Origin of the sequence: Hymenobacter saemangeumensis (genome assembly GCF_039541835.1) — a bacterium.
In the GTDB taxonomy this organism is placed as follows: domain Bacteria; phylum Bacteroidota; class Bacteroidia; order Cytophagales; family Hymenobacteraceae; genus Hymenobacter; species Hymenobacter saemangeumensis.
On record NZ_BAABGZ010000081.1, the window covers coordinates 167,343 to 180,580 of the forward strand.

Below are 13,238 nucleotides of genomic sequence, written 5' to 3' on the forward strand. Positions count from 1 at the left end.
AGCTGGGTTTTCATCCCGAAACGCGGCCCCCGCCGGCCGGTGCCGCTGCCGCCGGCGGCGCTTGGCGGCGGGGTGCTTACTTTGCCGTCGTTCCCAACCACATTCTGCCGTTTCCATGAAGCTTTTTTCTACCAGCCTGCTGACAGCTCTGGGGCTGCTGGCGGCCACTTCGGCTCAGGCCCAGGGCATTGGGGTGCATGTCGGGCCTAAGGCCGGGTTGGCCCTGAGTACGCTCAGCGGTCAGATTAATGCCAAGTCCTTTTACAAAAATGGCTACAGCGCCGGTTTGATGATGCGCTGCCGCTCCAGCAAGGCCTTCGCCATTCAGCCCGAGCTGCTGTATGTGCAGCAGGGAAGCAGCAACGGCCTGACGCCCGGCAGCAGCAAGCCCGACTACGACGTGAACCTGAATTATTTTCAGCTGCCCATTATGCTCAAAGTCTACCTGGGCGGCATCGTCAACCTGCAGTTTGGCCCCTCGGTGGGGCTGCTGCTTTCGGCCCGGCGGGTGGGCACGGTGGGCAGCAGCAGCAGCGGGGCCGCGGTAAGCGCCGATGAAAACGTGAAAAGCAGTTACTACGACCTCGACGGCGCCGTTTGCGGCGGGCTGGGCCTCGACCTGCCCAATGGCCTGGTGGCCAGCGCCCGCCTCAACTATGGCCTGCTCGACATCAGCACCGAGAAAGATGCCCAATTGCGCAGTGCCCTGGGCGCCGGCGGCCTGCATAACCGCGGCTTTGAGTTTGCGATTGGCTACCTGTTTGGGGCAGCAAAGAATAAAGAATAATACAAGCCTAAGTTCATGAGACAATTTTTAAAGTTCGTTTTAGCCACCCTGGTGGGCCTGGCACTGTTTGCCTTCGTGGGCTTTATCATCCTGGCCGGCATCATCGGGGCCGCCGCCAGCGGGGCCGATAAGAAAGAAGTAGCCGCTAACTCCGTGCTGGAGCTGAAGCTCGACAAGCCCATCACCGAGCGCCGGCAGGAAGCAGAGTTCAACCCCCTGGGCCGCGGCAACGCCAGCATCGGCCTGAGCAACTTGAAAGAGGTAATCAAGCGGGCCAAAACCGACGGCGACATCAAGGGCATTCTCCTGAACCTGGATTTGGTGCAGGGCGGCATGGCCTCGCTGGAAGAGGTGCGCAATGCCCTGCTCGACTTTAAGAAGTCGGGCAAGTTTATTGTGGCCTACCACGAAACCGCATCCGAGAAAGCCTACTACCTTTCCTCGGTAGCCGACCAGATTTACCTGCACCCCCAGGGACTGCTGGAGTTCAATGGCCTGAGCGCCGAGGTGATGTTCTACAAGCGCCTGTTCGACAAGGCGGGCATTCAGCCCTATATCTTCCGCGTGGGCTCGTTCAAGAGCGCCGTAGAGCCTTTCATGCGCGAGAACTTCTCCGACTCAGCCCGCTACCAGACCGTGTCTTTCCTGAACTCCATCAACGGGCACACCATCAGCAAAGTGGCTGAGGCCCGCAAGCTGGAGCCCGGCCGCGTGAAGGTGATTTCCGACTCCATGCTGGTGCACGATGCTGCCGATGCCCTGCGCCTGAAGCTGGTGACCCGCCTCGGCTACTTCGACCAGGTGCAGGACTACCTGCGCGGCAAGTTGGGGCTGAAGGAAGAGAAAAAGGTCAACCTGGTAAGCTTCGGCGACTACGAAGACAGCGACGATGACGACAAGGAAGGCAAGACCAGCGGCAACCGCATTGCCGTGATTTATGCCGAAGGCGACATCGTATCCGGTAAGGGCGACGACGAGAATATCGGCGGCACCAAGTTCGCCGAGGCCATCCGCAAGGCCCGGCTCGACGACAAGGTGAAAGCCGTCGTGCTGCGCATCAACTCGCCCGGCGGCTCCTCGCTGGCCTCGGATGTTATTTACCGCGAGGTGGTGCTTACCAAGCAGGTAAAGCCCATCATCGCCAGCATGTCGGACGTAGCGGCGTCGGGTGGCTACTACATCGCCATGGCCTGCGACACCATCGTGGCACATCCCAACACCATCACCGGCAGCATCGGCGTGTTTGGCATTCTGCCCAACATTCAGCCCCTGCTGGCCGACAAGCTGGGCATCACTGTCGACCGCGTCACGACCGGCAAGTTCTCGGACATTCCCACCATCACGCGCCCGCTCACCGACTACGAGAAGCGCACCCTGCAGCACCAGGTCGACCAGATTTACGAAGACTTCACCACCAAGGCCGCCAAGGGCCGCAACATGCCCGTAGAGCGCCTGCGCCGCCTGGCCTCGGGCCGGGTGTGGAGCGGGCTTGAAGCCAAAAGCAATGGCCTGGTGGACGTGCTCGGCGACTTCGACCTGGCCGTGGAGCTGGCCGCCCGCCGCGCCGGCATCAAGGGCGACGACTACCGCCTGCAGCACCTGCCCCGCCGCAAGTCGGCCTTCGAAAAGCTGCTGAGCATGTTCGACGGCAAAAGCGAAGAAGCCAAGGCCAAAGCCCTGAAAGCCGAGCTGGGCCCCCTGTACCCGGCCTACCAGCAGTACCAGCAGCTGATGCAGATGCGCGGGGTGCAGGCCCGCCTGCCCTACACGCTGGAAGTGCATTAGTCACTGCTGTTGCGTCCGAACTCGTACGATGCGCGCCGTAGCAGGAGGTTTCTTGTTGCTGGTTTCTTGTTAAAACGACAACAAGGAACCAGCAACAAGAAACCTAGAAACCAGAAATCAGCAACAAGAAAAAAGCCAGCCTCAAGCTGGCTTTTTTCTTGTTGCTTTGCGCCATGAATTCTTCCGAGCACATGGTGCAGCTGCGCGAAGCCGCTGCTTACATTCAGGCCCAGTCGGCCCGCTTTCAGCCCGAAACCGGTATTATCCTGGGCACGGGCCTGGGTGCCCTGGCCAAAGAGGTGGAGGTAGCCCACGAAATCAACTACGCCGATATTCCCCATTTTCCGCTTTCGACCGTGGAAAGCCACGCCGGCCGCCTGCTGCTGGGCACGCTGGGCGGCAAAAAAGTGGCCGTGCTGCAGGGGCGCTTTCACTACTACGAAGGCTACACCATGCAGCAGGTGGTGCTGCCCGTTCGGGTGCTCAAGCTGCTGGGCATCAGTAAGCTGCTGGTAAGCAACGCGGCCGGCGGCTTAAATCCCGAATTCCGTATTGCCGACCTCATGCTGATTGACGACCACATCAACCTGCAGCCCGGCAACCCGCTTATCGGCCCCAACCTCGACGAGCTGGGTCCGCGCTTTCCCGACATGTTTGCGCCCTACGACGCCGAGCTGCTGCGCCGGGCCGAAGCCGCCGCCCGGGAGCTGGGCCTGGCCGACACCACCCGCCGCGGCGTGTACGTGAGCGTGCCCGGCCCCATGCTCGAAACGCCGGCCGAGTACCGCTACCTGCGCACCATCGGGGCCGATGCCGTGGGCATGAGCACTGTGCCCGAAGTTATTGCCGCCCGCCACATGAGCCTGCCCGTGCTGGCCGTGTCCGTCATCACCGACCTCTGCGCGCCCGGCCACCTCAAGCCCGTGGTGCTGGCCGACATCTTTGCCGCCGCCGCCGTCGCCGAACCGCGCCTCACCCAGCTGATTCGGGCCATGGTATAACGCCGTATTAGTTAAAAGTTAAAAGTGAAGAGTTAAAAAGCAGACCCGCCTTTTAACTCTTCACTTTTAACTTTTAACTCAAGATTACAGCGGCAGCACAATGCGGCGGCGCTGATAATTGAGAATAGTAAACACCCCAATGCCTCCCTGCACGGTGTTATAGATGGCCGAGGGTTGAGCAAAAGGGTTGCCGTTGGCATTGCGGGCGTCGCGCGTGGAGCGGCGAAAACGGTAGTAGGCGGCGTCGATGTGGTAGAGGGTGCTGGTGACGGTGTCGCCGGGGGAAAAGCGGTAGGAGGTACCCATGGGCACGCTGCGCCCGTTGAACAGCAGGTCTTCGAAAAGGCGGTCCTGGTCGGGGGCCCGGTAGATGCTGTCGCGCTTGTGCATCAGCAGGCGGTAGTAGTTGCCCGGCGTCGGCGGGTCCCGAAAGGTGGTGAGAATGTAAGCCTTCCGCTCGTCGCCGGTTTTGTCGTTGAACTTGTACTCCATCGAGTCGATGGGCACCAGCTCGGTCATGGTGGCGGTGCCGGTTACGTGGCGGCCCTTGCTGTCGCGCACGTCGAGCCGGAAGGTGTCGCCGGGCCGGGCCACCAGCGGCGCGGTGCCCATGTGGGTATGAAACTTATCCGTGAGCGTATCACGGCCCGGGCGAAAGGGCAGGGGCAGCTCCCGGCCGTTGGGCAGGGTCAGGGTCACGCGCACGTCGAGCGGCACCACGGGCGTCACGGCCGCCAGGTAAGGCACCGACTCCGTTACCGTAAGGCGGGGCACCACGCCCGGCTCCAGGTAGCATTCCACCACCAGCTCGGCCGAGTAGGTGGGCAGGGGTACGTCGATGTCCTTTTGAAAGTCGCCGCAGGCGGGCAGCGTGAGGGCGGCCGTGCCGCTCAGCAGCGTGGCGGCCCAAAAGCGGAAGCAGAGCAGATGTTTCATCGCGGCAGTATAAGCAGGCTTGGCCGCTTAAAAGCGGAAGTTGTAGGTAAGCGAGGGAATGATGGGAAACAGCGACACTTGCCGGGCCTGGAAGCTGGTAATGCGGTTGTTGTTGTTCTTGTCGCGAATGGCTTCGAAGTACACGAAGTAGGCATTGCGCCGGTTGTAGGCGTTGTAGATGCTGAGGGTGATGTCCTGGTTGCGGCGGGCGCCCACTTTGTACACCACGCCCAGGTCGAGGCGGTGGTAGGGGATGAGGCGGTAGGTGTTGCGGTCGGGGTACACCGGCACCGGGCGCGGGTCGAGGCCGGTGCTGGAGCCGGGAATGTCCTGCACTCCGAAGCGGCCCAGGGGCAGGGTGGTGGCCGAGCCCGAGGAGTACACGAAGCTGGCCGTGAGGCTGAAGCGGGTGTTGAGCTGGTGCATCAGCACGGCCGTCAGGTTGTGGCGGCGGTCGTAGGTGGGGTGGAAGTCGCGTCCCCCGTTAATGCCCTGGGTGCCGCGCTGGGGCTGGAAGTTGCGCCAGCTCCAGGACAGGGTGTAGCCCACCCAGCCGGTGGTTTTGCCGGTTTTCTTTTCCAGGTACAGCTCGTTGCCATACGCCCAGCTTTTACCAAACAGGAACTCGTCGTCCAGGTCCTCGTTCACAAACAGCTGGGCGCCGTCTTTAAAGTCGACCTGGTTGCGGCCCCACTTGTAGTACACTTCGTTGGTGAGCAGGTATTTGCCTTCAAACAGCAGGAAGCTGGCGCCGGTGCTCAGCTGCTGCGAGCGTTGCGGCTTCACCGATAGCCGCGAAGGATACCAGATGTCGGTGGGCAGCGACGCGCCGGAGTTGCTCACCAGGTGCACGTACTGGTACATCATGGCGTAGCTCCCTTTTAGCGAAGTGCGGTCGTTAAGGGCGTAGCGGGCCGAGGCGCGGGGCTCCAGCCCAAAGTAGGTGTTCTGCCCGCTCTGGAAGCCGCTCAGCCGCAGGCCACCTTCCAGCTGCCACTTGTCGCTGAGCTTGTAGTTGTCGGAGGCGTACAGCCCGCCGTCCAGGCCCTGGTAGTTGACGCCGGCACCAAAGTCGATGCGGCCATCGCTGGAGTTGGCGGCCAGGTTGCCCACCCCAAACAGGTGCTTGGTGAACATGGCCCCAGCCTTGAAGTGGTGGCGCTCGTTGGGCGTGTAGTCGAAGTCGGTGCGGGCGGTAAAGTCGGTGATGTCGGAGCCAATGCCGAAGCTGAACTGGTCGAACTTGTTGGCCAGCTCGTACTTGTAGTTCGACACCGACACCGAAGTATTCACAAACAGCTGGGGATTGAAGGTGTGGCTCCAGCGCAGCACCCCCAGGGTGTTGCCCCAGCGAAAGTCAAAGTTGAAGCCCCCGGGGCTGTTGAAGCCAAAGATGTCGCGGCCCAGGTAGCCTGTGAAAAAGAGCTGGTCTTTTTCACCCAGCGCGTAGTTGGCCTTGGCGTTTAGGTCGTAAAAATGATAATCAGGAATGGGGCTGTAGTTTTCCTTGTCCTTGTTGGCCTCGTTCAGGGCGCGGGTAAAGATGTCGAAGTAGGTGCGCCGGCCCGACACGATAAACGAGCCTTTGTCTTTGGTAATGGGCCCTTCCAGGGTCAGGCGCGAGGAAATCAGCCCGATACCGCCGGTGGCCACGTACTGCTGCCGGTCGCCCTCGCGCAGCTTTACGTCTACCACCGACGAAAGGCGGCCCCCGAACTGGGCCGGAAAGCCCGACTTGTAGAGGTCCACGCTTTGCACGGCATCGGAGTTGAACACCGAGAACAGGCCAAAGAGGTGGTTGGGGTTGTACACCACCGCGTTGTCGAGCATCACCAGGTTCTGGTCGGCCGAGCCGCCCCGCACAAACAGGCCGGAGGTGCCCTCGCCGCCGCTTTGCACGCCGGGCTTAAGCTGCAGGGTTTTCAGGATATCAACTTCCCCGAACAAGGCCGGCAGCAGCTTGGCTTCGCGAATGGTGAGGCGCTCCACGCCCATCTGCGTGCTTTGCAGCTTGTCCTTTAGGGTGGCCGCACCTTCTACAATCACCTCGCTCAGCTCGTTGCGGCTTTCCGCCAGCGTAAGGCTCAGGCGCTGGTTGCGGGTCAGGTTCAGCTCCCGGGTAAGGCGCTCGTAGCCAATGAAGTCGACAAACAGCTGGTAGCGGCCGGCCGGCAGCGTAAGCGAGAAATGCCCTGCTGAGTCGGCCGCAGTGCCGGTGTTGAGGGCGGGCACGGCTATGCTGGCGCCGGGCAGGGCTTCACCGCGGGCCCCGCGTACGGTGCCGCTCAGGGTAAAGCGGCCGGAAGGCTGGGCCCAGCCCGGCTGGCATAGGCTGGTCAATAGCAGGAATAGCGGCAGAAAAAGCGGAAGGCGTAGAAAGTTCATAGAGCGGCAGGCCAGCAAACCAGCAGATTTAGGGCATACGAAAACGCTCATGCCCAGCCAATAGTTTGCTGGCATGCGAAATAAGCCCACGCGCAGTGCCGGAATACAAGCCCAGGGAAAGGCCTGGGTCAGGTGTAGAATGCCGCATGCAACACTCACTTCGCCAGCCTGCTCAAGCCTCAGCAATGGCTGCTTAGCTGAGAAAAGGCTGCAGGGCCCGGGTCAGCTGGGGGGCCGGCACCACCCCCGCCTGCCGCCACACCGGCTGGCCCTGGCTGAACAGCAGCAGGGTGGGAATGCTTTGCACCTTGAATTGTTGGGCCACGGCCGGGTTGCGGTCTACATCAATCTTGATGATGCGCAGCTTGCCCTGGTGCTGGGCGGCTACCTGCTCCAGAATGGGCGCCATGGTTTTGCAGGGGCCGCACCAGGTGGCATAGAAATCGACCAGCACCGGCATGCCCGGGCTGTTGATGAGTTCGGCAAACGACTTGCGAGGCATAGGCTTGTCAGATGGTAGTAGCTGAATGAGAGTAGGCACGCCGGCCGCAGCGCGAGCAGGCTCCAGGCCCTGATACGAATAAAGCCCGCTGGGGGAGCGGGCTTTATTGCAACTAAAAAAAGTAATTTGCTTGTCCTGAATTGTACTTTTGCAAGTAGAATGTAAAAGTCCAAGCTGCAAATATTTTAGCGCTTGCCAAGCACCGTTACGTCGTTACCAACTTCGGGAAACACGAAGTGACCACCCACAGCCTTTTTGCCACCAACCCGGCATTCCCAGGTGTAGCGGCCGGGCAGTGCCTTGGCCGCTTCGCCAGTATCTGCCTTGAAATAGTCGGGGTCAGAAGGTTCAGTGGGGAACAATACGTCGATGCCCGTCTGTCCTTTTTCCAGCTGTTTTACCAGCAGGTACTCCTTGCCCGACTTCTCGTTGCGAACAACGAACGTAGCGGTATAGGGGCCTAATGAGCCGTATTTATCTAATATTCCCAGCTTGATGTGAGCCGTAGTGCTGACCATCCAGGTTTGGGCCTTCACCTCCGAGGTAGGGCAAAGCACAACAAGTAGGAGAAGCGCTGCAGTGAGCTGGGCTATGCGCTTCAGCCGGGAAACCGAGTTGGGTACAAGTACCATAGTTGAATGAGGGAAAAGGTGAGTGAAAGTTAATTAGGGCAAGCCTGAATTAGCAGCCGTTATGCTGTTTGCTGCCAAGTTAGCGGTTTGTTGGCATAACAACAACCGGCCGATAACTTTTCGCATCTGCCTGCTGTTATGCGGCCTTTACAAAGTGCATACCAGGATTTAACTTTTTCCAGTACATGCCCCGCCGCCGACTTAAGCTGTCTGAGCAGGTTCCTGTTAGCACCGGCCGCGATGCCTCCGTCTGCGGCCTGTGCGAGCGGCAGGTAGCGCAAACTTCCCGGCACCACCTCGTGCCGCGGGAGGAGGGCGGGCGCTACGGACCCACCGTGCATCTGTGCCAGCCCTGCCATAGCAGCGTGCACCGCTTCCTGAGCAACCGCGAGCTGGCCCGGCGCTACGCCACCGTGGAAGCCCTGCGCGGCGCCGAAGAGCTGCAGACCTACCTGAGCTGGATACGGCGGCAGCGAGTGGAGCGCATCAGCAACCGGCGGGCCCGGCGCTAGCCAGCGGGAGGTGGAGGCTCTGCGCTTTCCCGGGCCCGCTTTTTGGCAGAGCTTTGCCAGGTGAAACGTTTTTTTGTGCCCTTTGCCCAACTGCGGCAGCAGCCCACCATTGTAGTCGACAGCGTAGCCAATGGCGCTGTGCTAACCCTGGCCCACTGGCGCGGCGCGGCCACGCCCGAGGCCTTGCGCGACGACACCAGCGCGGGCTCGGTGCTGCGGGCCCTGCACCAGCCCCAAACCCCCGGCCTGCAGGCTGCCGCCGTAACGGCCAACCATTTCGATGTGGACGGCTTCGTGGGCGTGTGGGCGCTGCTGCACCCCGGGCTGGCACTGCAGCACGAGGAGCTCCTGCACCTGGTGGCTGTGTTGGGCGACTTCCGGGAGCTCGATGCCCGCCACCCGCTGGCCGACCAGGCCCTGCAGCTGGTGTGCTGGCTGAATGCCGAGGAGAAAGCCCGGTTCTACGAGCCCTTCGGCGCACCCGCCCGGCGTCGGCGCGAAGACGAAGCTTCGGCGGAGAAGTTCGCCTGGTTTCTGCCCCGTTTTGCAGAGGTTCTGGCCAACCCCGAAAGCGGCCGGGCCGCCTGGGAGCCCGAATACCGGCGGGTAAAGCAGGCGCAGCAGGTGATGCAGGCAGCGCAAACCAAGTGGGTCGCCTATCCGGAAATCGGCTTACAGGTAATTCATACGCCCCAGCCCCCACCGTACTATGCCCTGTTTGGTCCCACAGCTGGCTTCGATATTGTGCTGAGCCTCTATGAGGGGCAGCGCTACGAGCTGGAGTATAAATACACCACCTGGATTGATTTAGCCAGCCGCCCCACATTGCCGCGCCTGTCGCTGGCGCCGCTGGCCGCCCGCCTGAACACGCTTGAAGCCAGCGGCCGCCGCTGGGTGTGCGACGGCATCACCGACACCGGCCCCCTGCTGCGCCTGCAGGGGCAGAAACTCAGCAAAACCCAGCGCTACGCCGACCCCGACGCGCGGCCCATCTACCCCTCGTCTATTGCGCCGGAGGTGATAGAAGCTGAAGTCCTGGCCTTTTTCCAAACAGGCTACGCCGGTATTCAACCCCGTCGTTACTGGACCTGGGCTGAGGTAAAAGCTGCCAGCAGTGGTAGCCACGTAGTGGCTGGTTAGAGCGGCTTCGAAGTCAGTGGATATGTAGCGTGGACTCTGCGAGTCCGCGCGGGTGAACGTTCATTCGCGCGGTCTCGCAGAGTCCACGCTACACCCACCGCGAAACTGCACTACGCAAATACCTCAGCCGGCACCTCGGGCAGCACCCGCAGGCGGCTGCTGCCCTGGCCGATGCGCTCCACCACCACGCGGGTGTCGATGTAGTCCTTGAGCTTGTCGACGTCGACGTGGGTGATGATGCCGATGGTCTTGCCGCGCTGCCGCAGGCTGCCCAGGGCCGCCAGGGCCACATCCAGCGTGTCGGGGTCGAGGGTGCCAAAGCCTTCATCGATGAACAGCGAGTCGAGGCGGGCGGCATTGGCCGAAGCCAGCTCGGCCAAGCCCAGGGCCAGGGCCAGGCTCACCAGGAAGGTTTCGCCGCCCGAGAGCGTGCTCACGTCGCGGGTGCAGTCGTCGTAGCTGTCGGCTACCAGCAGGCCCAGGGTGGCGTCGTCCTTGCGCCGCAGCTGGTACCGGTCGTTGAGCTGGGCCAAGTGCTGGTTGGCCAGCGCCACGAGGCGGGCCAGCGTCAGCCCCTGCGCGAAGCGGCTGAACTTGGTGCCGTCGCTGTGGCCGATGAGCTCGTGCAGGTTACGCCAGCGGCGCGTCTCGGCCCGCTGGGCGCTGAGCTGCTGGGCCAGGCCAGCGTGCTTGCGGCGGCTCAAATCGTCGTCAGCCAGCGCTTTTTTCAGCAGCAGCAGCTGGTCGTGCAGGCCCTGGTAGTGGGCCTGCGCCTCCTCGTAAGCGGCCCGTACCACATCGGCAGCCTCGCTGCTCAGAGCCAGGGCCTGGGTTTGCTGCAGCTCGGCCAGCAGCTGCTGCTGCACGGCGCGGGCCGAGTCGACGGCCCCGCTGAGCCGGGCCTTGAGGGCGCGCAGGGCGGGGCGCTCGGCGGCAGGCAGCAGCACAGCGCTCAGGCGCAGGGTGTGCGGGTTGTGGCCAGCCGCCAGCAGGTCGCGGTCGAGGTCGGCAAACAGGATTTTGGCCCGGGCCAGGGCATCGTCGCGCAGGGTTTCCTGGTCGGCTTTGCGGGCCAGCAGCGTGCGGTGGCGCTCGGCGGCGGCGGCTTCGGCCAGCTGCTGCTTTTCGTGCAGCTGCCGGGCCTGCTGCTCGGCTGCTTCCCAGAAGGACAGGGCCGCGCGGGGGCTGTCGAAGCCGTGGTGGGCGCGGGCAATGTCGGCGGCGCAGGTGGCGTGCTCGGCAGCAGCCTGGCGGTGCCGCTCGGCGGCCTGCTCGGTTTCCTGCTCCAGGCTGTTCACCTGCAGGTGCAGGCCGGCCAGGGTAGCCTGGGCACTGGCCAGGGTGGTTTCCAGCTGCCGCTGCCGGCCGGCCATCTCAGTGAAGCGGGCAGCGCGCTGCTCCAGCTCCACCTTGAGAGCCTGGGGCTGGCGCGGGTCGAACACGGCGCCAAAGCTGGCGGCCAGCTCCGTAATCTGCTGGCCCAGCTGCTGGCCTTCCTGGCGGATGCTTTCCAGCTTGGCCTCGGTAGTAGCTACCTGGGCCTGCACGGCACCCTGCTGCTCCTGAGCGGTAGCGGCCGCTACTTCGGCCTGGCGCAGCTCGGCTTCGAGGCGGGCGCGGCGGGCGGGCACGTCGAGCAGGTCGCGCACCAGCAGGCGGGCGCTGCGGGTAGCGGCGGCCACATTCTGTGCCGGCAGCGTGGCCGGAGCCCCGGCAGCTGCCGGCACCGAGCCCAGCAGCACCAGCAGCTCCTGGTTAGCAGCCTGGTCGGCGCTCAGCCGGTCCAGGGTTTCCTGTGCTTCGGCCATCAGCGAGGTAAGCTGCTCAATGGCTTCTTCAGACGCATCGATGCCCACGGCGGGGTGTTCCAGGGCCCCGCAGACCGGGCAGGGCTGGCCCTGGCGCAGCAGGTTCTGGTGGTTGGCCAGGAACTGCTTGCCCACCAGCTGCTCATACCATTGCCCGTACTGACGCTGGGCCGCGGCTAACTCATTTTTCAGCTGAGGCGTGCGGGCCTGGGCGGCCTGCAGCAGCCCCAGGTGCAGGCTGGCCCACCCGGCTGCTTCGGCCGTCAGCTCCCGCAGGGCCAGGGCACCCTGCTCACCGGCCTTGTGGGCATCGCGGCCCCGTTGGCGGAGTGTTTCCAGGCTGTTCAGCAGCTGCTTGTGCTCGCCGCTGCGCTCCTTGTGCTCGTTCAGGGTCTGCTCGCGACGGCGCAGCAGGCCCTCCAGCTCCGCCAGACGGGCAGCCAGGTGAGCATCGGCGGCGTGCTGCTCCAGCCAGGTGGCGGCATCGGCCAGGGCCTGGCGGTCGCGCCCCAGCTGAGCTTCGGTGTTGGTCAGCTGCTGGCGGGCGGTGGCCAGGGCTTTGCTTTTTTCGGCGTGGGCTGAGGCGGCGGCCTGCACTACTTCCTGCAGGGTTTGCAGCTTGGGCAGCTGGGCCAGGGCCGCCGACAGCGCCGGCTGCTCGCGGGCCAGGCTGGCCGCGGCGGCCTGCCAGGCGGTGACCAGCTCGGCGGTCTGGGCCTGGGCTTTGGCCAGCAGCGTGCCGGCGCCTTTGGCCTGGGCATCCAGCTCGTGAAACTTCTCGCCGGCCTTGCGGCCTTCGGCCTCGGTGCTGCGGGCAGCGTGCCAGGGCTCTTCAAACTGCTCTACGGCATCGTGGGCCGCTAGCCGGTCCAGGGTAGGCTGCTCGGCCTGGCGGGCGGCCTCGGCACGCTCCACAGCCTGAGCTGCCGCGTCGGCTTTAGTGTGCAGCTCGGTCAGCCTCTGGTGCCACTCGTGCTGCTTGCGCAGCTGCTCGGCCGCAGTGGCAGCAGCTGCGGTTTCCTGGGCTAGTCGAGCAGCTTCGGTATTTTTCTCGGCCAGCTCGGTCTCACTCAGCAGGCTGACAAAGCCCAGCTGCGTAGCCAGCAGCTCCTCGGCTTTTTCTTCCTGGCCTTTGCGCTCGTGGGCCTGCTTCGACAGCTGCTTGTAGATGGCCGTACCCGTCATACGCTCGAGCAGGCCGGCGCGCTCGTCGTCCTTGGCTTTCAGGAACTCGGCAAAGCCGCCCTGGGCCAGCAGCACCGAGCGGGTAAACTGGTCATAGTCGAGGCCGGTGAGGGCAATGTTCTGCCGGATGCTCTCGGTCGACTTGGTGGTGAGAATCTTACGCTCGGGCCAGGTGCTGACTTCAATAATAGCCGTTTGCAGGCTGCCCTCCCGCTTTTTGTGGGCCCGCTGCACGCTCCAGCGGCTCAGGAAGCGGCCGGCTTCTACCTCGTACACCACCTCGGCCCAGCCTTCGGCGGCCCCGTGGCTGAGCAGGGTCTGGGAGTTTTTCTGGCGCGGCGTCTGGTTGTACAGCGCCAGGGTAATGGCGTCGAGCAGAGTCGTTTTCCCCGAGCCCGTGGGGCCGGTAATGGCAAACAGGCCACAGCCTTCCAGCGGGGCCGCTTCAAAGTCGAGCCGGTGCTCCCGCGCTCCCCGCAGGGAGTTGATGTTGCGGCAGGCGATGGAAAGGATGCGCATTCTTACTAGTTGTCAGTTGCTAGTTGTCGGTTGTCAGTTTTTCGTT

General features: G+C 63.4%; 10 protein-coding genes. 5 read left to right on the forward strand and 5 right to left on the reverse strand.

Annotation, left to right across the window (positions count from 1 at the left end):
- Positions 1-115: 115 nt before the first annotated feature.
- The 3 genes from ABD919_RS22615 (at position 116) to ABD919_RS22625 (ending at position 3,573) form a co-directional block, all read left to right on the forward strand.
- Positions 116-787: a porin family protein gene (locus tag ABD919_RS22615; RefSeq protein WP_345238365.1), complete on the forward strand. Its 672-nt coding sequence runs from the start codon at positions 116-118 to the stop codon at positions 785-787.
- Between the two features lie 15 nt (positions 788-802).
- On the forward strand, positions 803-2,572 hold the full coding sequence (sppA, locus tag ABD919_RS22620) for a signal peptide peptidase SppA (protein WP_345238366.1): 1,770 nt from the start codon (positions 803-805) through the stop codon (positions 2,570-2,572).
- 173 nt (positions 2,573-2,745) lie between these two features.
- On the forward strand, positions 2,746-3,573 hold the full coding sequence (locus ABD919_RS22625) for a purine-nucleoside phosphorylase (protein WP_345238367.1): 828 nt from the start codon (positions 2,746-2,748) through the stop codon (positions 3,571-3,573).
- Between the two features lie 84 nt (positions 3,574-3,657).
- On the opposite strand, the gene ABD919_RS22630 is transcribed toward ABD919_RS22625, so the two are convergent.
- From ABD919_RS22630 to ABD919_RS22645, 4 genes are all read right to left on the reverse strand, one after another.
- On the reverse strand, positions 3,658-4,509 hold the full coding sequence (locus ABD919_RS22630; protein WP_345238368.1) for a DUF4249 domain-containing protein: 852 nt from the start codon (positions 4,507-4,509) through the stop codon (positions 3,658-3,660).
- Positions 4,510-4,536: 27 nt separating this feature from the next.
- Positions 4,537-6,849, reverse strand: a complete 2,313-nt coding sequence (locus ABD919_RS22635) for a TonB-dependent receptor (protein ID WP_345238369.1) — start codon at positions 6,847-6,849, stop codon at positions 4,537-4,539.
- A gap of 238 nt (positions 6,850-7,087) precedes the next feature.
- Positions 7,088-7,396 (reverse strand): thioredoxin, encoded by a 309-nt coding sequence (gene trxA / locus ABD919_RS22640; RefSeq protein WP_345238370.1) that lies wholly within the window; start codon positions 7,394-7,396, stop codon positions 7,088-7,090.
- 185 nt (positions 7,397-7,581) lie between these two features.
- Positions 7,582-8,028 carry a hypothetical protein gene (locus tag ABD919_RS22645; RefSeq protein ID WP_345238371.1) on the reverse strand — a complete coding sequence of 149 codons (447 nt, stop codon included), beginning with the start codon at positions 8,026-8,028 and terminating at the stop codon, positions 7,582-7,584.
- Between the two features lie 185 nt (positions 8,029-8,213).
- Here ABD919_RS22645 and ABD919_RS22650 point away from each other — a divergent pair, with 185 nt between their 5' ends.
- Positions 8,214-8,540, forward strand: coding sequence for an HNH endonuclease (locus ABD919_RS22650; RefSeq protein WP_345238372.1), 327 nt, complete (start codon positions 8,214-8,216; stop codon positions 8,538-8,540).
- Between the two features lie 75 nt (positions 8,541-8,615).
- Positions 8,616-9,680: a DUF6687 family protein gene (locus ABD919_RS22655; protein WP_345238373.1), complete on the forward strand. Its 1,065-nt coding sequence runs from the start codon at positions 8,616-8,618 to the stop codon at positions 9,678-9,680.
- 110 nt (positions 9,681-9,790) lie between these two features.
- Here ABD919_RS22655 and ABD919_RS22660 read toward each other — a convergent pair whose 3' ends face one another.
- Positions 9,791-13,192: an AAA family ATPase gene (locus ABD919_RS22660; protein WP_345238374.1), complete on the reverse strand. Its 3,402-nt coding sequence runs from the start codon at positions 13,190-13,192 to the stop codon at positions 9,791-9,793.
- Positions 13,193-13,238: the final 46 nt, after the last annotated feature.

What these genes read in the sequence shown, in the direction of transcription:
- ABD919_RS22625 (WP_345238367.1), top strand. Translation starts at nt 2,746, where the DNA reads ATGAATTCTTCCGAGCACATGGTGCAGCTGCGCGAAGCCGCTGCTTAC.
- sppA (WP_345238366.1), top strand. Translation starts at nt 803, where the DNA reads ATGAGACAATTTTTAAAGTTCGTTTTAGCCACCCTGGTGGGCCTGGCA.
- ABD919_RS22650 (WP_345238372.1), top strand. Translation starts at nt 8,214, where the DNA reads ATGCCCCGCCGCCGACTTAAGCTGTCTGAGCAGGTTCCTGTTAGCACC.
- ABD919_RS22615 (WP_345238365.1), top strand. Translation starts at nt 116, where the DNA reads ATGAAGCTTTTTTCTACCAGCCTGCTGACAGCTCTGGGGCTGCTGGCG.
- ABD919_RS22660 (WP_345238374.1), bottom strand. Translation starts at nt 13,192, where the DNA reads ATGCGCATCCTTTCCATCGCCTGCCGCAACATCAACTCCCTGCGGGGA.
- ABD919_RS22630 (WP_345238368.1), bottom strand. Translation starts at nt 4,509, where the DNA reads ATGAAACATCTGCTCTGCTTCCGCTTTTGGGCCGCCACGCTGCTGAGC.
- ABD919_RS22645 (WP_345238371.1), bottom strand. Translation starts at nt 8,028, where the DNA reads ATGGTACTTGTACCCAACTCGGTTTCCCGGCTGAAGCGCATAGCCCAG.
- trxA (WP_345238370.1), bottom strand. Translation starts at nt 7,396, where the DNA reads ATGCCTCGCAAGTCGTTTGCCGAACTCATCAACAGCCCGGGCATGCCG.